The 20,109-nt window shown below is 73.0% G+C and carries 18 protein-coding genes; 13 read left to right on the top strand and 5 right to left on the bottom strand.

Annotated features, from left to right (window positions below):
- From ACYVP9_RS18135 to ACYVP9_RS18095, 9 genes are all read left to right on the top strand, one after another.
- Positions 1-1,389 carry an MSMEG_0567/sll0787 family protein gene (locus tag ACYVP9_RS18135; protein ID WP_460606332.1) on the top strand — a complete coding sequence of 463 codons (1,389 nt, stop codon included), beginning with the start codon at positions 1-3 and terminating at the stop codon, positions 1,387-1,389.
- Complete coding sequence (locus tag ACYVP9_RS18130) at positions 1,386-2,225, top strand: carbon-nitrogen hydrolase family protein (protein ID WP_460606331.1); 840 nt, start codon at positions 1,386-1,388, stop codon at positions 2,223-2,225. Before ACYVP9_RS18135 ends, ACYVP9_RS18130 begins: the two co-directional genes overlap by 4 nt.
- Entirely contained in the window at positions 2,222-3,472 is a 1,251-nt protein-coding gene (locus tag ACYVP9_RS18125) for an MSMEG_0569 family flavin-dependent oxidoreductase (RefSeq protein WP_460606330.1), read from the top strand. Before ACYVP9_RS18130 ends, ACYVP9_RS18125 begins: the two co-directional genes overlap by 4 nt.
- On the top strand, positions 3,469-4,299 hold the full coding sequence (locus ACYVP9_RS18120) for a carbon-nitrogen hydrolase family protein (RefSeq protein WP_460606329.1): 831 nt from the start codon (positions 3,469-3,471) through the stop codon (positions 4,297-4,299). The genes ACYVP9_RS18125 and ACYVP9_RS18120 overlap by 4 nt, the downstream gene beginning before the upstream one ends.
- The gene (locus ACYVP9_RS18115) at positions 4,299-5,363 is read left to right on the top strand and encodes an MSMEG_0565 family glycosyltransferase (protein ID WP_460606328.1); all 1,065 of its coding nucleotides are present in this window, start codon (positions 4,299-4,301) and stop codon (positions 5,361-5,363) included. The genes ACYVP9_RS18120 and ACYVP9_RS18115 overlap by 1 nt, the downstream gene beginning before the upstream one ends.
- Before the next feature lie 92 nt (positions 5,364-5,455).
- Positions 5,456-5,824, top strand: a complete 369-nt coding sequence (locus ACYVP9_RS18110) for a DUF485 domain-containing protein (RefSeq protein WP_460606327.1) — start codon at positions 5,456-5,458, stop codon at positions 5,822-5,824.
- Positions 5,821-7,461 carry a solute symporter family protein gene (locus ACYVP9_RS18105; RefSeq protein WP_460606326.1) on the top strand — a complete coding sequence of 547 codons (1,641 nt, stop codon included), beginning with the start codon at positions 5,821-5,823 and terminating at the stop codon, positions 7,459-7,461. Before ACYVP9_RS18110 ends, ACYVP9_RS18105 begins: the two co-directional genes overlap by 4 nt.
- Positions 7,462-7,565: 104 nt before the next feature.
- Positions 7,566-7,745, top strand: a complete 180-nt coding sequence (locus tag ACYVP9_RS18100) for a hypothetical protein (protein ID WP_460606325.1) — start codon at positions 7,566-7,568, stop codon at positions 7,743-7,745.
- A gap of 226 nt (positions 7,746-7,971) precedes the next feature.
- Positions 7,972-9,273, top strand: a complete 1,302-nt coding sequence (locus ACYVP9_RS18095) for a sensor domain-containing phosphodiesterase (RefSeq protein WP_460606324.1) — start codon at positions 7,972-7,974, stop codon at positions 9,271-9,273.
- A gap of 9 nt (positions 9,274-9,282) precedes the next feature.
- On the opposite strand, the gene ACYVP9_RS18090 is transcribed toward ACYVP9_RS18095, so the two are convergent.
- Together ACYVP9_RS18090 and ACYVP9_RS18085 are read right to left on the bottom strand one after the other, a co-directional pair.
- Positions 9,283-11,574 carry a HelD family protein gene (locus tag ACYVP9_RS18090; RefSeq protein ID WP_460606323.1) on the bottom strand — a complete coding sequence of 764 codons (2,292 nt, stop codon included), beginning with the start codon at positions 11,572-11,574 and terminating at the stop codon, positions 9,283-9,285.
- Positions 11,575-11,598: 24 nt separating this feature from the next.
- Positions 11,599-12,822, bottom strand: coding sequence for an arginine deiminase (locus tag ACYVP9_RS18085; protein WP_460606322.1), 1,224 nt, complete (start codon positions 12,820-12,822; stop codon positions 11,599-11,601).
- 93 nt (positions 12,823-12,915) lie between these two features.
- Between ACYVP9_RS18085 and ACYVP9_RS18080 the strand changes: the two genes are divergently transcribed.
- Positions 12,916-14,436, top strand: coding sequence for an acyl-CoA synthetase (locus ACYVP9_RS18080; RefSeq protein ID WP_460606321.1), 1,521 nt, complete (start codon positions 12,916-12,918; stop codon positions 14,434-14,436).
- Here ACYVP9_RS18080 and ACYVP9_RS18075 read toward each other — a convergent pair.
- On the bottom strand, positions 14,405-15,289 hold the full coding sequence (locus ACYVP9_RS18075) for an alpha/beta hydrolase (RefSeq protein WP_460606320.1): 885 nt from the start codon (positions 15,287-15,289) through the stop codon (positions 14,405-14,407). The two genes, ACYVP9_RS18080 and ACYVP9_RS18075, sit on opposite strands and share 32 nt — an antisense overlap.
- A 57-nt stretch (positions 15,290-15,346) precedes the next feature.
- On the opposite strand from ACYVP9_RS18075, the gene ACYVP9_RS18070 reads away from it, so the two are divergent.
- The gene (locus ACYVP9_RS18070) at positions 15,347-16,897 is read left to right on the top strand and encodes an HNH endonuclease signature motif containing protein (protein WP_460606319.1); all 1,551 of its coding nucleotides are present in this window, start codon (positions 15,347-15,349) and stop codon (positions 16,895-16,897) included.
- 185 nt (positions 16,898-17,082) lie between these two features.
- On the opposite strand, the gene ACYVP9_RS18065 is transcribed toward ACYVP9_RS18070, so the two are convergent.
- Positions 17,083-17,865 carry a VOC family protein gene (locus ACYVP9_RS18065; protein WP_460606318.1) on the bottom strand — a complete coding sequence of 261 codons (783 nt, stop codon included), beginning with the start codon at positions 17,863-17,865 and terminating at the stop codon, positions 17,083-17,085.
- Between the two features lie 64 nt (positions 17,866-17,929).
- On the opposite strand from ACYVP9_RS18065, the gene ACYVP9_RS18060 reads away from it, so the two are divergent.
- On the top strand, positions 17,930-18,574 hold the full coding sequence (locus ACYVP9_RS18060) for a winged helix-turn-helix transcriptional regulator (RefSeq protein WP_460606317.1): 645 nt from the start codon (positions 17,930-17,932) through the stop codon (positions 18,572-18,574).
- On the opposite strand, the gene ACYVP9_RS18055 is transcribed toward ACYVP9_RS18060, so the two are convergent.
- Positions 18,571-19,707: a DUF3500 domain-containing protein gene (locus ACYVP9_RS18055; RefSeq protein ID WP_460606316.1), complete on the bottom strand. Its 1,137-nt coding sequence runs from the start codon at positions 19,705-19,707 to the stop codon at positions 18,571-18,573. The genes ACYVP9_RS18060 and ACYVP9_RS18055 overlap by 4 nt on opposite strands.
- Positions 19,708-19,788: 81 nt before the next feature.
- On the opposite strand from ACYVP9_RS18055, the gene ACYVP9_RS18050 reads away from it, so the two are divergent.
- Complete coding sequence (locus ACYVP9_RS18050; protein ID WP_460606315.1) at positions 19,789-20,109, top strand: putative quinol monooxygenase; 321 nt, start codon at positions 19,789-19,791, stop codon at positions 20,107-20,109.

Genomic DNA, 20,109 nt, shown 5'->3' with positions numbered 1-20,109 from the left:
ATGACCGAACTGCTGGGCGAGGTGCTCATCGGTGCACCCGCGACCACGGCGGCCTGGCGCATCGAGGTGGCCGACGACCCTGCGTCGCTCGCCGCCTACCGGGCGCTGCGGCGCGACGTGTTCGTCGTCGAACAGGGGCTGTTCACCGGCTCCGACTCCGACGACGTCGACGACGACCCGCGGACGGTCGTGCTCGTCGCCCGGGCCGGCGACGGCACCGTGCTCGGTGGCGTCCGCCTGGCCCCCGCCACCGAACCGGACCTGGGCTGGTGGACGGGCGGACGGCTCGCCGTCCACCGGCACGCCCGCGGCACCGCGGGCATCGGACCTGCGCTCGTCCGCGCCGCCTGCGCCCACGCCGAACGGCTCGGCGCGCTGCGCTTCGAGGCCACCGTGCAGTCGGCGAACGTCCGCCTGTTCGCGCGGCTCGGCTGGCACGACGTCGCGCCGGTCGAGGTCGCCGGGACCCGGCATCGGCTCATGCGCTGGCCGGTGCACCGGTACGCGCACCAGGCGGCGGCGACCAAACGCGCGCTGGGCGGCCTGCTCGCGGGATTGCACCTGGGCGGAGCGGGCTTCGTCGGCGACGACGGCGCCCCCGTGCCGGGTACCGACGTCGTGGCCGCGTGCGACGCGATCGTGCCGTCGCTCGTCGAACGAGATCCCGAGTGGGCCGGCTGGTGCGGCGTGCTCGTCAACGTGAACGACCTCTGCGCGATGGGCGCCGCGCCCGTCGGTCTGCTCGACGCCGTCGGGGCGCGCGACGCCTCCTTCGCCGCCCGTGTCGTGTCCGGGCTGCGGGCCGCGGCGCAGGCATGGCAGGTGCCGGTGCTCGGCGGGCACACGCAGTTCGGCGTGCCCGCGGCGTTGTCGGTCACCGCGCTGGGCCGCACCGACCGTCCCGTGCCGGCCTCCGGCGGGCGCCCGGGGCACACCGTCACGCTGACCGCCGACCTGGGCGGCGCATGGCGGCCGGGCCACACCGGCCGGCAGTGGGACTCGACCACGACCCGGACGACGGACGCGTTGCAGGCGATGGGCTCGTTCGTCGCCCGGACCGCACCCGCGGCGGCGAAGGACGTCAGCATGGCCGGCGCCGTCGGCACCCTGGGCATGCTGGCCGAGGCCAGCGGCTGCGGCGCCGTGCTCGACGTGGCCACGGTGCCCGTGCCCGCCGGCGCGTCCGTGGCCGACTGGCTCGGGTGTTTCCCGGGCTTCGCCATGATCACCGCCGACGCCGCCGATCGCGGGCCCGCCCCGGCGGGGCCGGCGGTGTCCGCCGCCTGCGGCGAGCTCGTGCCCGGTGGCGGAGTGGGGCTGCGCTGGCCCGACGGCGTCGTCACCGAGGGCGTCCCCGCCGCCGTCACCGGCCTGGGGGCCTCACGATGAGCACGCTGACCGTCGCGGCCGTCGCCGCCAACTTCGGACGCGATCTGGACAGCGCTTTTGCGCAGATCAGCGCGATACTTTCGGACGCCCGCGCCCGGGGTGCCTCCCTGGTCGTGCTGCCCGAGGCGACGCTCGGCGGATACCTCGCCGACCTCTCCGGCGCGGACGGTGTGGGGCTCCCGCCCGCCCTCGACGTCGACGGCCCCGAGGTCCGCCGGCTGGCATCCCTGGCGGGCGATCTCGTCGTGACCGCGGGGCTGTGCGAGTCCGACGGCGGCGTCCGCTACAACACGGCCGTCGCGGTCAGCGGCGACGGCGTCCTCGGGGTGCACCGCAAGGTGCACCAGCCGCTGGGGGAGGGGGCCTCGTACGCGGCGGGCGACAGCTTCCGCGCGTTCGACACACCGGCCGGACGACTCGGCATGATGATCTGTTACGACAAGGCGTTCCCCGAGGCCGCCCGTGCCCTCGCCCTCGACGGCGCCGAGATCGTCGCGTGCATGTCGGCGTGGCCGGCCGCCCGCACGAACCCCGCCCGCCGCCTCGAGGACGACCGCTGGACCCGCCGCTTCGACCTGTTCGACCGCGCCCGGGCGCTGGAGAACCAGGTGCTGTGGGTGTCGGCCAACCAGTCGGGGCGCTTCGGTTCGCTGCGGTTCGTCGCGAGCGCGAAGGTCGTCGACGTCGGCGGCGACGTGCTGGCCTCGACGGGCGTCCGCGGCGGGGTCGCGTACGCCGACGTCGAGCTCGACGCGATGCTCGCCTCGGCCCGCAACGGCGGCATGAACCACCTGCGCGACCGTCGCGCCGACGCCTACGCGGTGGCGGCCCTGTGACCCGGCGGGTCGACGTCGCGATCGTCGGCGGCGGGCAGGCAGGGCTGTCGGTGAGCAGGTTGCTGGTCGACCGCGGCGTCGACCACGTCGTGTTCGAACGCGACACACGCATGCACACGTGGTCCGACCAGCGTTGGGACTCCTTCTGCCTCGTCACCCCCAACTGGCAGTGCCGGCTGCCCGGATGGCACTACGGCGGTCCCGACCCGGACGGGTTCATGGTCGGGCGGGAGGTCGTCGCCTGGCTCGAGGGTTTCGCCGCCTCGTTCGACCCGCCGCTGCGGGAGCGCACCGAGGTCACCTCGGTGCGCGCGGACGAGAACGGCCCGGGGTTCACCGTCACCACGAGCGACGGCACCTGGCAGGCCGGCCAGGTCGTCGTCGCGACGGGCGGCTACCACCGCCCGCGGCTGCCCCGCGTGGCCGAACGGCTGCCCGACCACGTCGTGCAGGTGCACAGCAGCGCCTACCGCAGGGCCGACGTGCTGCCGCCGGGACCGGTCCTGGTGGTCGGCACCGGCCAGAGCGGCGCCCAGATCGCCGAGGACCTCATGCTCGCCGGTCGCGAGGTGCACCTGGCCGTCGGACGGGCACCCCGCTTCGCCCGGCGCTACCGCGGCCGCGACGTCATCGCCTGGATGCACGACACCGGGCACTACGACCGTCCGGTCACGGACAAGCCGGTCGAGGAGCGGACGCAGGACCGCACCAACCACTACGTCACCGGTCGCGACGGCGGCCGCGACATCGACCTGCGCGACTTCGCGCGGCGCGGCATGCGCCTGCACGGCCGGCTGCGGGCGGTCGACGACGGCCGGCTGCGGTTCGCCGCCGACCTCGGCGCGAACCTCGACGCCGCCGATGCCGTCTACAACGGCATCAACGCCCTCATCGACGCGCACATCGAGCGTCACGGCATCACGACCGCGGACCCGCCGAGCCGGTACGAGCCGGTGTGGCACCCGCCGGACGGACCGTCGGAACTGCCCGCCGACGCGGTCGCGGCCGTCGTCTGGGCCACCGGGTTCACCCGCGACGACAGCTGGCTGCACGTGCCGGTGTTCGACGGCGCCGGGCACCCCGTGCACGTGCGCGGCGTGACGTCCGTGCCGGGCGTGACGTTCGTCGGACTGCCGTGGTTGCACACGTGGGGGTCCGGCCGGTTCGCCGGCCTGGAACGCGACGCCGAGTTCATCGCGAACCACATCGCGGATCGGGCCGCGCGCCCGGTCGCCAGGGCGGGATGACGACCGTCCGCGTCGCGGCCGCCGCCGCCCACTTCGGCCGCGACCTCGACCGGTCCGTCGAGCGCATCGCGATGGTCATCGCGGCCGCGCACAAGGCGGGCGCGCACCTGCTCGTGCTGCCCGACGCGGCCCTCGGCGGGTACCTGGGCGACCTGCGCGAACCCGACCCGCTCACCCTGCCGCCCGGCGTGCACCGCGACTCGGAGTACTTCGAGCGGATCCGCGCATTGTGCGGCGCGATGATCGTGTGCCTCGGCTACACCGAGCTTGGCGAGGCGCGCCGCTGGAACGCGGCCGTGTGCCTGAACGGCGACGGCACGCTCGGCCACTACCGCAAGGTGCACCTGCCGCCGGGCGAGGCGACCGTGTACGAACCCGGCACCACGATCGAGGCGTTCGACACGCCGCTCGGACGCATCGGCATGCTCATCGACTACGACAAGACCTTCCCCGAGGCGGCGCGGACGCTCGCGCTCGACGGCGCCCGCGCGGTCGCCTGCCTCAACGCGTGGCCGGCGAGCCTGACCCAGCGCGCCCCGCGGCTGACCCAGGACCGGCAGTCGCGCCTGTTCGACCTGTACGACTGCGCCCGCGCCGCCGAGAACCAGCTCGTGTGGGCGTCGGCCAACCAGACCGGCAGCACGGGCGGCCTGCGCTTCCTCGGGCAGGCGAAGGTGGTGGGACCCGGCGGCGAGATCCTCGCCCGCACCTGGGCCAAGGCAGGGCTGGCCGTGGCCGAGCTCGACCTCGACGCCGAGGTCGAGCGCGCCCGCCTGGTGCAGCACCACCTGCAGGAGCGGCGGCCCGACCTCTACACGGGCAAGTAGTGCGCATCGCGCTGCTGACGTACTCGACCCGGCCCCGCGGCGGCGTCGTGCACACGCTCGCGCTCGCCGAGGCGCTGGCAGGTCTCGGCCACGACGTCGACGTGTGGAGCCTCGCGCGCGGCGGTGACGGCGGGTTCTTCCGTCCGGTCGATCCTTCGGTACGGGTGCGCCTCGTGCCCTTCCCCGACCGGGAGGGTGAGGACGTCGGCGCGCGCATCCTGCGCTCGATCGCGGTGCTGGCGGACGCCTTCGCCGCCGCGCCGTTCTATGACGTGGTGCACGCGCAGGACTGCATCACGGCGAACGCCGTCCCGCGCTGCGTGCGCACGATCCATCACCTCGACACGTTCACCACCCCCGAGCTCGCGGCGTGTCACGAGCGGGCGATCGTCACGCCCCACGCCCACGTCTGCGTGTCGGCCGCCGTCGCCGCCGAGGTGCGGGACGGGTGGGGCATCGAGGCGACGGTCATCCCCAACGGGGTCGAGGCGGCGCGGTTCGCCGGCGTCCCCAAGGAGCACGTCCGCCGCCGTCGCGACGAGTTCGGCCGTTACGTGCTCGCGGTCGGCGGCATCGAGCCGCGCAAGGGCAGCGCCGAGCTGGTCGAGGCGATGGCGCTGGTGCGGCGGGCCGATCCGTCCGTCCGGCTGGTCGTCGCCGGGGGCGAGACGCTGTTCGACTACCGCGACTACCGCTCGCGGGTGCTCGCGCGGGCCGACGAGCTCGCGCTCGAGCCCGTGCTGCTCGGGCCGGTGCCGCACGACGAGCTGCCGTCCCTGGTCGCCGGGGCCGAGGTGTTCGCCTTCCCCTCGGTCAAGGAGGGGTTCGGCATCGCGGCCCTGGAGGCCATGGCCGCGGGGGTTCCCGTCGTGATGAGCGACCTGCCGGTGCTGCGCGAGACGTTCGACGGTGCCGCCCGGTTCGCGTCCGGACCCGAGGCGCTCGCGGCCGCGCTGCTCGCACCGGCCGAGCCCGCGTTCGTCGCGCACGGCCGGCGCCTCGCCGACCGGCACACGTGGCACGCGGCGGCGGTGGCCCACGAACGGCTGTACGCCACGCTCTGACGCCCGCCGGTTTCGGGCGATTCATGGCTATTGCACAGGCAAGTACGGTCTTGTCGCGTGGTCCGGGTCACATCCCCTGCCCAGGAGGCCGTGTGTCGTCGACCGAGTTCGAGAAAGAACCGACCCCCCCGGGTTCGTCCGGGCCCACCGACAGCTACCTCGACGTGGCCGACTCCCCGGAGTTCGCCGCCCTGCGCCGCACGTTCCGGCGCTTCGTCTTCCCGCTCGCCGCGCTGTTCCTGGTCTGGTACCTGGTGTACGTCCTGCTCTCGAATTACGCCGTCGACTTCATGTCGACGAAGGTCGTCGGCAACATCCACCTCGGGCTGATCATCGGCCTGCTGCAGTTCGTGTCGACGTTCGCGATCACGATGACCTACGCACGTTGGGCCGACCGCAGGTTCGACCCCGCAGCCGAGGAACTCGCCCGCCGCGTGCACCTGCCGGAGGTCGAGCGATGAGCCGTCCGCTGTTCGCCGCCGACGACCTCGGCGAGCCCGCCGCCAACATCGCGATCTTCGCGGCGTTCGTCCTCGTGACGCTCGTGATCGTCCTGCGCGTGTCGCGGCAGAAGGCGGGCGCGGCGGAGTTCTACGCGGGCGGCCGCAACTTCACCGGCCCGCAGAACGGCGTGGCCCTCGCCGGCGACTATCTGTCGGCGGCGAGCTTCCTCGGCATCGCCGGGGCCATCGCGCTCAACGGCTACGACGGGTTCCTGTACTCGATCGGCTTCCTCGTGGCGTGGCTCGTCGCGCTGCTGCTCGTCGCCGAACTGCTGCGCAACACCGGGCGGTTCACGATGGCGGACGTCCTGTCGTTCCGCCTCAAGCAGCGGCCGGTCCGCGCGGCCGCAGGCCTGTCGACCCTCGTCGTCAGCTTCTTCTACCTGCTGGCGCAGATGGCCGGTGCCGGCGGTCTCGTCGCGCTGCTGCTCGGCATCGACTCGAAGGCGGGTCAGGGTCTCGTCATCGCCGTCGTCGGCGTGCTGATGATCGGCTACGTGCTCATCGGCGGCATGCGCGGCACGACGTGGGTGCAGATCATCAAGGCGGCGCTGCTCGTCGTCGGTGCGTTCGTCATGACCGTCTGGGTGCTGGCGAAGTACAACTTCAACCCGTCGAGCCTCTTCGGCGGCGCGGTCGACGACCCGGCCGGCAAGGGCTCGGCGCTGCTGAACCCGGGCGCGCAGTACGGGCTGACGGGCCTGTCGAAGCTCGACTTCCTGTCGCTCGGACTCGCGCTCGTGCTCGGCACCGCGGGCCTGCCGCACGTGCTGATGCGCTTCTACACGGTGCCGTCGGCCAAGGAGGCCCGCCGCTCGGTCGTGTGGGCGATCTGGCTCATCGGCATCTTCTACCTGTTCACGCTCGTCATCGGGTTCGGCGCCGGTGCGCTGGTCGGTCCGGAGGCGATCGCCGCCGCGCCCGGCAAGGCGAACTCGGCGGCACCGCTGCTCGCGTTCGAACTCGGCGGCACGTTCCTGCTCGCGATCATCGCGGCGGTGGCGTTCGCGACGATCCTCGCGGTCGTGGCGGGCCTGACCATCACCGCGAGCGCGTCGTTCGCACACGACGTCTACAACAACGTCATCAAGCGCGGCCAGGTCGACAGCCGCGGCGAGGTGCGGGTCGCCCGCATCACCGTCGTCGTCATCGGGGTGGTCGCGATCGTCGGAGGCATCGCGGCGAACGGCCAGAACGTGGCCTTCCTGGTCGCGCTGGCGTTCGCCATCGCGGCGTCGGCGAACCTGCCGACGATCCTGTTCTCGCTGTTCTGGCGGCGCTTCAACACCCGGGGCGCGCTGTGGTCGATCTACGGCGGTCTGGCGTCGTGCCTCGTGCTCATCGTGTTCTCGCCGGTCGTGTCGGGCAAACCCGCCGGCCCCGACGGCAAGAGCCCGTCGATGATCACGGACCCGTCCGTCGACTTCCACTGGTTCGGGCTCGACAACCCGGGCATCGTGACCATCCCGCTGTCGTTCCTGCTGGCCGTCGTCGGCACGCTCACCAGCAAGCACGGCTCGACCCGCGAGAAGGCCGCCGAGATGGAGGTCCGCAGCCTCACGGGCGCCGGCGCCGAGAAGGCCAGTGCGCACTGATCGCGTCCGCTCGGGGCGGCGTCGCCCGGACGGTGCTGGTTCGCCGACGTGCGTCCGGGGTACCGACATCAGGACCGTGTCACCGAGTACCGAGGAGTCCCACCGTGGGTGAGACGCACAAGGCGGGCGAAGGCCTGAGCGACCAGGAGATGGCCGAGCAGGTCGCCGCGCAGACCCCGAGCGACGAGAAGTGGGCGGACGTGTCCAAGCGTGAGAAGGACGGCATCCTCACCGAGACCGAGCTCGCGAAGGCCGACGCGGACGAGCTGTCCGAGGACCGCTGACACCTGCACCACCACGGCCCGGTCCCCTCGGGGGCCGGGCCGTCGGCGTCCCCGTCCGACGTGGAACGCGACCCGCGACGGCGAACGGGACGGCGACGCCCGATGCACATCGATTGCGACACGTAACGGGTCGATGGTCCCGACGTGGTCGCCTTTTGCGGAGAAGTTCGGCAAACTAAACGTCGTCCACACGCAGGCATGCACATCGCGACTGAGGGAGCCCGGCATGGCCTTCCCGGTGGGTCACGGTGCCGCCGCGTCGACCACGGTCCCACCCGCGAGCGCAGGCTACGGCGACGCCCTGCTCGACCGCGTCCTCGCCGCCGGCCCGCCCGCGATGCTGTACCAACCGGTGGTCGACCTCACGAACCCCCGCCTGCCCGCGGTCGGGTTCGAGGCGCTCGCGCGCTGGCCCGGCCTCGAGGGCGTCACCACCGCCGAGCTGTTCGCCCACGCGACCCGCAGCGACCGCATGGTCGAGCTCGACTGGATCTGCCGCACCGCCGCCATCCGCGGCGCGATGTACGCCGGCATCGACCAGGGCACCGCGTTGTTCGTCAATGTCGAGCCGGCGGCGTCCGTGACCACGGCCCCGCGTGCGGCGCTCAAGCTGTGGCGTTCGGCCGCCGAGACGCTGACGATGGTGCTCGAGGTCACCGAACGGCGCATCCTGACCGACCCGTCCGCCCTGCTCGCCACCACCGCCGAGGCCCGCGAGGCCGGATGGTGGGTGGCGCTGGACGACATCGGCGTGAATCCCGACTCGCTGGCCCTGCTCGAGTTCGTCCGCCCCGACATGGTCAAGCTCGACCTCGGTTTCATGCACGGCGACCTCGACGCCGACGCCACACGCACCCTGCGGGCGGTGTCGGCCTACTGCGAGCGCACCGGTGCGTTGATCCTCGCCGAGGGCATCGAGGACGCACAGCAGCTCGAGCGGGCGGTCGGGCTCGGCGCCTCCCTGGGACAGGGGTACCTGTTCGGGCGGCCCGGTCAGCTGCAGCCCGGCGGCGCCACGTTCCACGCGCAACGGGTACCGCAGATCGCCGCGGCCGAGACGCCCTACGAGCTGATCTCGTCCGAACGCGGCTACCGCGTCGCGCGGGCGTCCGTCCTGACGCAGCTGGCGTCCGACGTCGTCGGCCAGGTCGAGGCCCTGGCCGACCCGCCGGTGTGCCTCGTCGCCATCGACCCGCGCGACCCGGACGCTGCCGCGCGGGTGGCGCAGTGGTCGCAGTACGCGCAGCGCTCGCCGCTGGTGGCGCTGTTCGGCAGGGGCATGCCCCGGCAGCCGGGCTACGGCGCGCACGGCACCGACCTGCCGGCCGACGACCCCCTGGCACACGAGTGGGCACTCGTGCTCGTGGGCGCGCACAGCGCGCTCGCGATCGGCGCCCGCAGCCTCGATCCCGAGCTGGGCGGCGACACCCGCTTCCGCTACGCGATGACGCAGGACCGCGATCTCGTGATCGCGGCGGGCATCTCGATGCTCAACCGGTTGGTCGAGGCCGAGGCCCACACCGGCTGACGCGTCCGGTCAGCGCATGCCGGCGGGTAGGTCGCCGGAGTGCACCACGTGCAGCCGCTGCGTCGGCCGGGTGAGGGCGACGTACAGATCGTTGAGACCGCGCGACGACTCGTCGACGATGGCGCCCGGCTCGACGAGCACCACCGCGTCGAACTCGAGCCCCTTGGCCCCGGCGACGGTGAGCACCGACACGGGTGAGCCGAGCGCGTCCGAGTCGGCCGTGACGACGCCGTCGGGCAGCGCGGCCGCGACGGCGGCGGCCACCGCGTCGTGCGCGGCCGCCGGGGTGATCACCGCGACGGTGCCCGGACGGGACTCGTGCCACGCGGCCGCCGCAGCGTCGCTGACGGCCCCCGCGAGCTCGTTCGCGCGGACCCGCGTGAAGTCGGGTTCGTGGCGCCCCACACGCGCCGAGGTCGGGGCCTTCACCGACGACCCGGCGGCGGCGAGCACGGCGGCGGCGAGGTCCATGACCTGCTGCGGGGTGCGGTAGTTGACCGTGAGTTCCGACAACCGCCACCGGTCGCCGACGTGCGGCTCGAGCACCTCGCCCCAGGCGGACGCCCCCGCGGCCGACCCGGTCTGTGCGACGTCGCCGACGACGGTGAACGACCGGGAGGGACAGCGGCGCATGAGCAGCCGCCACGCCATCGGTGAGAGCTCCTGCGCCTCGTCGACCACCACGTGCCCGTAGGCCCAGCCGCGGTCGGTCTCGGCCTGCTCGGCCACGCTGCGCACCTCGCCACTGCCCGCGTAGCGGCTGGCCAGTTGCTCGGCGGTGCCGTAGGCGGCGCCGCCGAAGGTGTCCTGCACCTGCTTGGCGTACTCGACCTCGGCGCGCCGGTCGGCCTCGGCCCGGGCGGACGCGGCGTTCGACTCGGCCGTCTCGTCGACGCCGAGCAGCTCGGCGGCCTCGTCGAGCAGCGGTACGTCGGCGGCCGACCAGGGAGCCGTCCGCTCGCGGCGCAGCAGCTGCCGGTCGTCACGCGACATGCGGGGGGCGGCCTCGGCCAGCCGCTCGGGATCGGCGTACAGGTCGCGCAGCAGCTTCTCGGGACGCAGCGGCGGCCAGCACAGGTTGAGCTCCCGGCGCACGTCGCGGGCGGCGTACAGCTCGGTCAGCAGGCCCGGGCGGGTGTCGTCGTCGACGTCGACGTTGCGGGCCGACGCGAGGGCACGCAGCAGGTGGCGCATGACGACCTGGACGAACGTGCGGCGGGCCACGTTGTGCGGGTTGCGGCTGCGCCGGGCGGCCTCGCGGGCCTCGCGCACGTACCGGGGCTGCAGCCGGATGACGGTGCCCTCGATGTCGAGCGGACGGCCGGTGTTGACGAGCCGCTGCCGGCGCCTGACGGCCTCCGCGATCACCCGCGCCATGCGGACGTCGCCCTTGAGCGCGACGACCTCGGGCGACTCGACGGCGGTGGCGACCACGCCGTGGAACAGCTCGCCGGGGGTGGCCATGACGACGGCGTCGGCCTCACCCAGGGCGGGCAGCACCTGGTCGATGTAGCGCAGGAACACCCGGTTGGGTCCGACGAGCAGCACGCCGCTGCGGGCGATGCGCTCGCGGTTGGCGTAGAGCAGGAACGCCGTGCGGTGCAGCGCGACGGCGGTCTTGCCGGTGCCGGGGCCGCCCTGCACGACGAGCACGCCGGCGAGGGGGGCGCGGATCACGGCGTCCTGGTCGGCCTGGATGGTGGCGACGATGTCGCGCATGCGCGGGCCGCGGGCGGCGTCCAGCGAGGCGAACAGCGCGCCCTCGCCCACGACCACGTGCGAGCCGTCGACGCCGGCACGTTCGAAGCCCTCGAGGTCGAGCACCTCGTCCTGGATGCCGGTGACCCGGCGGTTCGCGGTCGAGAGCTGCCGGCGCCGCAGCACGCCGCCGGGACGGGCGGCCGTCGCCTGGTAGAACGGCTCGGCCGCGGGCGCCCGCCAGTCGACGAGCAACTCCTTGCGCTCGCCGGCGTCGTCGGTGTCGCTCAGGCCGATGCGTCCGATGTAGCGGCGCTGGCCGTCGTCGAGGTCGAGGCGGCCGAAGCACATGCGGGTCTCGACGGCCTCGAGAGCGCGGACCCGCTGCCCGTACAACCGCATGAAGGCGTCGCGTTCGGCGCGGGCGCCGGGGTTGCCGACCGTGCCGCTGCGGGCGGTGCGGGACAACGACTGTTGCGCCTCGCCGAGCAGCCGGTCGCGCAGTGCGTACAACCGGGTGAGGTGCCGCTGCTCGAGTGCGACCTCGGCGGCCGTTGCGTCGGTGCCCGCGTCGGTGTCGGCGGGGGTGTCGGTCTGATCCACGATCAGACCAGGCTAGTGGTCGGGCTACAGCGGATCGCGGACCACCGGGCAGGTCATGCACCGGGCTCCGCCGCGGCCGCGCCCGAGCTCGCCGCCGGACACGGTGAGCACCTCGATGCCGTGCTTGTCGAGCAGCGCGTTGGTGACGACGTTGCGGTCGTAGCCGACGACGACGCCGGGTTCGAGGGCGAAGTAGTTGTTGCCGTCGCTCCACTGCTCGCGCTCGGCGGCGTGCGGGTCGTCGCCGGCGCGCAGCACCACGACCTCGTCGACCTCGAGGGCCTCGGCGAGGGCCGCCGTCAGCTCGCCGGCGGGCTCGACGCGCAGACCGTCCGCGTCGTCGGGCGAGAGCCGCCACGCCCGCAGGCCGGCGAGGTCGAGCATCGGGTAGGCCACGAACGTGGCGACGTCGACCATGGTCAGCACGGTGTCGAGGTGCATGGTCGCGCGGGCCGCCGGGATGTCGACGGCGAGCACGGTCTCGACCCGGCCGCGGTCGAACAGGCGGCGGGCGAGCAGCTCGACGGCGCTGGGCGTCGTCCGCTCGCCCATGCCCACGAGCACCGCGCGCTCGGTGAGCATCAGCACGTCCCCGCCCTCGAGCGTGGCGGGCCGGTGGTCGCGGTCGTCGTCGCCGTACAGGAACGAGAACGGGGCGTCGCGGAACATCGGGTGGTAGCGGTAGACCGCGCGGGTGTGCACCGACTCGCGCTGCCGGGCCAGCTTGGCCATCGGGTTCACGGTCACGCCGTCGTTCAGCCAGACGGAGTTGTCGCGCTGGAACAGCGTGTTGGGCAGCGGTGGCAGCACGAGGTCGTCCGCGCCGAGGGACTGCCAGCGCAACCCGCCCTGGGCGGTGAGGTCGAGGTCCGACTTGAGCACCCCGCCGATGAGCAGGTCCGCGAGCGTGCGGGGATCGGCGTCGTCGAGCAGGCGGCGCAGCGTGCGGGCCAGCTGCTCGCCGAACCGCTCGGGCGTGCAGGTGCGCTCGACGACGAACTCGCGGCCGTCGGATGTCTCGAGCGCGCCCGCGAGCAGCTCGGCGAACCGGTGCACGGTGGCGCCGCGGCTCGCCAGCACCTCGACGAACTGGTCGTGCTCGTCACGCGCCCGGTCGGCCCAGGGCACGTCGTCGAACAGCAGCCGGTGGATGTTGCTCGGGGTGAGGCGGTCGAGTTCACGACCCGGGCGGTGGGTGACGACGTGGCGCAGCCGTCCGATCTCGGAGCCGAGCCGGGGTTGCAGCATCGGTCCATCGTGTCAGGCGAACCGGCCGCCCGGGCGTTGACCGGCCCCGCCACGTCGGACAGCATCGTGGTTTCCGCCCGAACAGGAGCAGCCGTGGTCCCCAGCAATTCCAGCACCGTCGACGACATCGTGCGCCGCAGCGCCGGCCGGTACGCCGACCGCACCGCGCTCGTCTTCGGCGAGCGCAGCTGGACGTACGCCGCGCTCGACGACGCGGTCTCGCGGGCCGCGGCCCAGCTGCTGTCCCTGGGGTTGTCCGCGGGCGACCGGGTCGCGACGGTCGGCGCCAACTCCGACGCCTACCTGCTCGCGTTCCTCGGCTGCGCGCGCGCCGGGCTGGTGCACGTGCCGGTGAACTTCGCGCTGCGCGGGCGGGAGCTGTCCTACATCGTGAAGCAGTCCGGGAGCCGGGTGGCGCTCGTCGATCCCGACCTGGTCGCCGCGGTGGAGGACGTGCGGGGTGACACCGCGCTCGAGCAGGTGCTGGTGCTGCACGGGGCCGACGGCTCGGCTCTCGACGAGTGGACGTCGGGCGACGTGCCCACGTCCTTCGCCTCGCGGGACGACACGCAGATCGTGCAGCTGCTCTACACGTCGGGGACGACCTCCGCGCCGAAGGGCGCGATGATGACGCACCGCGCGCTGGTGCACGAGTACGTGTCGACGATCGTCGCGCTCGACCTCGCCGAGGACGACAACCCGCTGCACTGCATGCCGCTGTACCACTCCGCCGGCATGCACGTGTTCCTCATGCCCTACCTCGCGGTCGGCGCCGTGAACCGGATGCTGCCGAAACCGGACGTCCCCACGATTTTGCGCACCATCGCGCAAGAACGCGTCGGGTCGCTGTTCCTCGCGCCCACGGTGTGGGTCCCGTTGTCCAACCATCCCGACCTCGCCACGGCCGACCTGAGCTCGTTGCGCAAGGCGCAGTACGGCGCGTCGATCATGCCGGGACCGGTGCGCGACCGGTTGCGGCATCGGCTGCCGGAGCTGCAGTTCTACAACTGCTTCGGACAGTCGGAGATCGGGCCGCTGTCGTCCGTCCTGCGTCCGGAGGAACACGACGAGCGTCCCGACTCGTGCGGACGGACGGTGCTGTTCGTCGAGACGCGGGTGGTCGACGAGGCGGGCGACGACGTCGAGGCCGGCACACCGGGGGAGTTGCTCTACCGCTCGCCGCAGCTGTGCACCGGCTACTGGGACAACGAAGAGGCGACCGCCGAAGCCTTCCGTGACGGTTGGTTCCACTCGGGCGACATGGTCACGCGGGACGCCGAGGGCTACCTGACCGTCGTCGACCGCATCAAGGACGTCATCAACACCGGCGGCGTGCTCGTCGCGTCCCGCGAGGTCGAGGACGTCCTCTACACGCACGAGGCCGTCGCCGAGGTCGCCGTCATCGCCACACCCGACGACCGCTGGATCGAGGCGGTCACGGCCGTCGTCGTCCTGCGCGACGGCCGGACCGTCAGCGAGGCCGACCTCATCGCGCACGCCCGGCAGGACCTCGCGTCCTACAAGGTCCCGAAGCGCGTCCACTTCGTCGCCGAGCTGCCGCGCAACCAGAGCGGCAAGCTGCTCAAGCGGGTGCTGCGGGACGAGATCGGCTGAGGAACTCGAGGATCGCGTCGGCGACGGCACCCGGCGCCTGCTCGGCCTGGTGGTGTCCGGAGTCGATCCGCCGGTGGGTGAGCGGCTGGGCGAGCCACGGTCTCCAGATGGCGGCGGGGTCACCGTGGATGTCGAGATCGTCGTGGATCGACTCGAGCAGCAGCGTTCGACACTCCACTCGGCGACCGGCTGCGCGGTCGACCGCGTCGTGCTCGCGGTCGACCCCCAGGCCGGCGCGGTAGTCCTCCGCCATGCCGTGCACGACTGCCGGGTCCGTCAGCGCGGACCAGACGTCCGCGTGGTTGTCCTCGCCCATCTCACGGGGGCTCGGCGTCTCGTACCAGCTGTGCGGGTCGGAGTTGATGACGCGCTCCGCGGGCTTCACCGTCTGGCCGAGGAACCACCAGTGCCACCACGCCGCGGCGAAGCTCGCGTCGGTGCGTTCGAGGTGTTCTATGACCGGCAGGCCGTCCATGACGACGAGGTGGCTCACCCGGTGCGGATGATCCATCGCGGCTCGGAAGGCGACGAGCGACCCGCGGTCGTGTCCCACGACGGCGAAGCGCTCGTGGCCGAGGTGGGTCATGAGCGCGGCGACGTCCGCGGCCATGGCGCGTTTGGACGACTGCGCGTGATCGGGTTCGTCGGGCGGCAGCGACGAGCGCCCGTAACCGCGTAGGTCGGGGGCGACGACCGTATGGCGCTCGGCGAGCGCCGGCGCCACCGCGTGCCACGTCGTATGGGTGCGCGGGTGACCGTGCAGCAGGACGACGGCAGGTCCGCTGCCGCCGTGGCGCACGCGCAGGGTCACATCGCGGACGGGGATCTCGTCGAGCACGAATCCGTCGAACATGCCGGATCAGTACCCGCGGAGCACGAAACTGTCGTACCCGAGTTCTATGTTCGATTCGTGACCGCGATCGCCCCGTCGTTTCCCGCCGCGCAGGCGGTGGCGACGGTGCGGGCTGCGGTGGACGGGTTGTTGGCCGCGGACTTCACCGGGTGTGACGCGGCGGAGTTCCTGGCGCTGGTCGACGATCTCGAGGTCGAGGCGCGTCGGTGGGCGGCGGTCGATGCGCGGGTGGTGGCGGAGCTGAAGGACCGGTACCTGGCCGGGCAGCTGGGCCGGACGTCGGTGGCGGACGTGCTGAAGGTTCGGTTGCGCGTGTCGCCGGGCGAGGCGCGGGCGCGGCAGTTGCGGGCGGAGGATCTGGGTCCGCGCCGGCAGCTCACCGGCGAGGTCCTGTCCCCGCTGGTCGAGGACACCGCGGCCGCGCTGCGGGCGGGGGAGATCTCCGGCGCGCATGCCTCGGTGATCACCCGGGCGCTCGATCGGCTTCCCGACACGGGCGATCCGGCGGTGCCCGACATCGTGCAGTTCCACCTGCTGTCCGCGGCGCGGCAGACCGACCCGGCCACGCTGCGGCAGCTGGCCGATCAACTGCTGGCGCACCTGCTGCCCGAGCGCAAGCCCCGCACCGAACGGCGCGGCATCACCCTGTCACCGCGGGTCGGGGGGTTGCGGGCGATCCGCGGCGAGGTCACCGACGAGCTCGCCGCCCTGCTCGAGGTCGTCTTCGACGCGCTCGCCGCCCCGAACCCCGCCACCGAGCAGGCTGACGGCACCGTGCAGCGCGACGACCGCACCGCCGCGAACCGCCGCCACGACGCCGTGCTCGAGGTGTTCAAGCGCGTCCTGCGCTCCGGCACGCTGCCCGATTCCGGTGGGGTGCCGGCCACCCTGATCATCACCGCCGGGCTCGACGAACTCGCCCGCCGCGGCGCCACCGTGCGCACCAGCCACGGCGAACTCATCACCCTCGAGCAGGTCCTCGCAATGGCCGGCGACCTCGCTGTCGAACTCTGCATCACCGACGACACCGACGACACCGACGACACGGGCAACGCGACCGAGGACACGGGCAACGCGACCGAGGACGGACAGGCCGACGACACATGCCTGGCCGACGAGGCGGTCGGGCGCTGCACGTCGCCCGACGGCGGCTGCGACCAGCTCGGCGAGGACGCAGGCGTGGGGCACGGCCGAACGCTGCGGCAGCTGCTGAACCGCCTGTTCGCCCGCAAGCCCGGTCAAGGCGCTGTCCTCGCCCACGGTCGCACCCGGCGCAATGCCACCGGCACGCAACGCAAGGTCATCGCCGGCCGCGACGGCGCCGGCTGCTGCTTCCCCGGCTGCACCCGCCCGCTCGCGTGGACGCAGGCCCACCACATCGTCCGCTGGGAGGACGGCGGCCGCACCGACATCGACAACATGTGCCTCGTCTGCGTGTTCCACCACCAGCTGCTCGACCGCGGCGACTGGAGCGTCCGCATGGCCGACGACGGCCGACCCGAATGGATCCCGCCCCGCCTGCTCGACCCGCAGCGGCGACCTGTGCGCAACTATGCGCATCACCCACCCGACGTGCGGTTCCGGCCGGTACTGGTCAGGCTGAATTGAGGCGACCTCAGCGGGTCGCGGTGACCCACGCGCCTGCCATGGCGAGCGGACGGAGCCCGGCCTCCGACAAGCAGGGTGCAGGTCTCGTCGTCGTCGCGCTCCCACAACGTCCACGACTGGCGCCAGGTGTGGCCGCTCAGCGTGTAGTCGGTGGCGACGCCTCCGCGCCGGCCCCGCCGACCTGTCTACGGCACGAGCAGCTGGCTGACCGTGAAGACGGCACCGTTCGGGTCGGCGAGCGTCGCGTGGCGGAACGGCAATCCGGGGTCGTCGAACGGATCGACGACCACCCGTCCGCCGGCCTCGGCCGCCGCCCGCGCTGCGCCGTCGGTGTCCGCGACCCAGAAGTCGACGTCCCAGCGCGCGGGGCCGTCCGATGGTTGCGCGACGGCGACGACGTCGCGGGGCACGGGCTGCGACGGTTCGCCGCCGACGTACCCGGGCAGGCGGAACAGCCCGGCGGGCCCGAACGACTCCAGCTGCCACCCGAACAGCGCGCCGTAGAACGGCGCGACCGCCGCGGGGTCGGGCGTGCCGAGCGAGCTCATCGACCAGGCACCCGGTTCGTTGACGAGCTGCGCTCCCTGGCGTCCGACCGGCTGCCCGGCGCACAGCACCGCTCCCGCGGGGTCGGCCACGACCGTCAGGATCGTCGCCGGCGACAGGTCGAGCGGGCCCGACAGCACCGTCCCCCCGGCTTGGGCCGCGGCGTCGGCGGCCGCCTGCGCGTCGTCGACACGCACCTCGGTGATCCAGGCGGGCGCGGCGTCCGGGCCCGCCGCGGCGACCGACCCGATGCCGGCCACCTCCCTGCCGCGCAGCAGCGCGACCGCGTAGCCGTGCTCGGGACTCACGTCGAACTCCCACCCGAGGACGCGGCCGTAGAACTCGCAGGCCGCGTTCACGTCGTGGGACAGGCAGGTCGTCCAGTGGGGGACCCCGTGCGGGTAGCCGTCTCGCTCGCTCATGAGGAGGACCGTAATCCCAGAGCTTGGTTTTTCCAAGTGACAACTTGGAAGTAACCTCCAGGTCATGGCGACGCGCAGCTACGCGGACTCGTGCGGCATCGCCCGCGCCCTCGACGCGGTGGGTGATCGGTGGACGCTGCTCGTGGTGCGGGAGCTGGTGCTCGGCCCGAAGCGCTACAGCGACCTGCAGCGAGGCCTGGGTCGCATCGGCCCCGACGTCCTCGCGCAGCGGCTGCGCGATCTCGAACAGTCCGGCCTCGTCCGCCGGGACACCGACGCCGGCCCAGGTCACGCGAAGGTCTACGAACTCACCGACCGCGGGCACGAGCTCGAACCGGTGCTCCACGCCCTCGGCCGGTTCGGCAGCACGCTGCCCATGCCGCCCGACGCGGCCGCCCTCAGCGTCGACGCCGCGGTGGTGGCGTTGGAGACCACCTTCCGCCCGTCGCGCGCAGGTGATCTGAGCGTCGTCGTCCAGCTCGTCCTCGACGGGGACCCCGTGGTCGTCACGGTCGCGGACGGGACCGTCGCCGCTCGCCGCGGCCGGGCGGAGATACCCGCCGCCACGCTCGCCACGAGCACGTCCGTCCTCGCCGGCCTCGCCTGGCACGGGCGGTCGCTCGCCACCGCCGTCAAGGACGGCGCGGCCGAGGTCACCGGTGATCGCGCGATGTTGCGCAAACTCCTGGGGTCCTTCGAGATCGGCTAGTGGTGCCGGGCGTGGTGCTCGGCCAGCACGTCGGCGCCGAAGTCCGACACCGGGTCACGCCACACCGAGTGCGCGTGGTTGGCGTTGCGCTGCGTGTTGTCCCACTCGACCAGCAACCGCGGCCCCTGCAGCCGGTAGTAGTGCGGCGCCCCGGGCTCGGTGGAGCCCGCCCACGCCACGTGCACCGCGTCGAGCGTCGCGTCGTCGTAGACGGGGGCACAGCCGACGGGAACCCGTCCGAAGTAGCAGTCGAGCAGTGCCCGCAGCAGGTCGCGCTGCGACGTCCCGAGCTCGGCGCCGGGCACGCCCTTCGGCGCCGACGTGTACTCGAGGGCGCTGTGGTCGGCCTCGCCGTACGCGGCTGCCTCGTCGATGCGGTCGCTCGCGGCCTGCAGCTTCGCCTGCTCCGCGTCGTCGGGGAAGCGCGGGTCGCGCCAGATACCGGCCAGCGGGATCACGCGGTCGCCGTCCGAGATCACGGAACGGTTGGCGGTGACGAAGTCGGACGGCGCCTTGGGCGACAGCACCGCCCGTCGCGCCTGGGACGACGGCAGCGAGCGGACGAGTTCCCGCGCGATGTCCTCGACCCGTGCGAGCGGACGGTTCACCGCGCCGCCGAGCAACGGCGAGGTCGCCGGGTCGGCGCCCATGAAGCACGGCGTGTTCGCGACGAGCACACCGTCGACGACGAGATTGTTGAGCGACACGTGGTGCCCGCCGAAGCGCCATCCCCACGCGCCGGTGTCGCCGGGCGTGCCGAACACCCGCAGGTAGTACAGGCCGGGATCGCGGCCGCGCTCACGATCGAACCTCGCCACGAAACCCTCGGCCTGGTCGAGGACGTTCTCCAGGCCCATGGTGGTGGCGACGGTGACGTACCCGGCGTCCGACAGCCCGGACGCGACGAGTCGCATCGCCGCGCGCTGCTGCGCGGGGCGCTGCTGGTGCACGGTCAGCCCGCCGTGGTCGGTGGGGGTGTAGAACCACCGCCGCCGCTCGTCCTCGCCCGGCGCGGGGGCGTCACCGACGGCGACCGTCCGCTGATCGTCGTCGAGCAGGTCGAGCCACTGCCGCGCCGCGTCGGTCATCCGGGACGCGACGTCCCGACGTGCGGTGGTCGCGTCCGTGGTCATGGAACGGAATCTAGCCACGCGGCGGCGCAGGCCATAGCGTCGCAGTCGCAACGACCCGTCGCCCCACACCGAGGAGCATCGATGCCCACTCCCACCGACGACAACCGCGAGCTGCTGACCGTGGTGGCGTACATGAAGGCCGCACCCGGAAAGCGCGACGAGTTGAAGACGGCGCTGGAGGGACTGATCGGCTCGACGCTGTCCGAGGACGGCTGCGTGAACTACGACCTGCACCAGGGCGCCGAGGACCCGGACCTGTTCGTGTTCTACGAGAACTGGAACTCCGCCGCCCACCTGGACGCGCACCTCGCCGCCCCGCACCTCGTCACGTTCGCGGGCCGCCTCGCCGAGCTGCTCGACGACAAGGGTCTGACGATCATGCGGCTCAACCGCATCGCCTGA

The sequence above is a fragment of the Jatrophihabitans fulvus genome (assembly GCF_054781375.1).
Note: the sequence above shows the minus strand (reverse complement) of the source record. Positions and strands in the feature narration are given on the sequence as shown.

What these genes read in the sequence shown, in the direction of transcription:
- ACYVP9_RS18055 (WP_460606316.1), bottom strand. Translation starts at nt 19,707, where the DNA reads ATGACCACGGACGCGACCACCGCACGTCGGGACGTCGCGTCCCGGATG.
- ACYVP9_RS18065 (WP_460606318.1), bottom strand. Translation starts at nt 17,865, where the DNA reads ATGAGCGAGCGAGACGGCTACCCGCACGGGGTCCCCCACTGGACGACC.
- ACYVP9_RS18050 (WP_460606315.1), top strand. Translation starts at nt 19,789, where the DNA reads ATGCCCACTCCCACCGACGACAACCGCGAGCTGCTGACCGTGGTGGCG.
- ACYVP9_RS18135 (WP_460606332.1), top strand. Translation starts at nt 1, where the DNA reads ATGACCGAACTGCTGGGCGAGGTGCTCATCGGTGCACCCGCGACCACG.
- ACYVP9_RS18130 (WP_460606331.1), top strand. Translation starts at nt 1,386, where the DNA reads ATGAGCACGCTGACCGTCGCGGCCGTCGCCGCCAACTTCGGACGCGAT.
- ACYVP9_RS18120 (WP_460606329.1), top strand. Translation starts at nt 3,469, where the DNA reads ATGACGACCGTCCGCGTCGCGGCCGCCGCCGCCCACTTCGGCCGCGAC.
- ACYVP9_RS18075 (WP_460606320.1), bottom strand. Translation starts at nt 15,289, where the DNA reads ATGTTCGACGGATTCGTGCTCGACGAGATCCCCGTCCGCGATGTGACC.
- ACYVP9_RS18085 (WP_460606322.1), bottom strand. Translation starts at nt 12,822, where the DNA reads ATGCTGCAACCCCGGCTCGGCTCCGAGATCGGACGGCTGCGCCACGTC.
- ACYVP9_RS18060 (WP_460606317.1), top strand. Translation starts at nt 17,930, where the DNA reads ATGGCGACGCGCAGCTACGCGGACTCGTGCGGCATCGCCCGCGCCCTC.
- ACYVP9_RS18105 (WP_460606326.1), top strand. Translation starts at nt 5,821, where the DNA reads ATGAGCCGTCCGCTGTTCGCCGCCGACGACCTCGGCGAGCCCGCCGCC.
- ACYVP9_RS18095 (WP_460606324.1), top strand. Translation starts at nt 7,972, where the DNA reads ATGGCCTTCCCGGTGGGTCACGGTGCCGCCGCGTCGACCACGGTCCCA.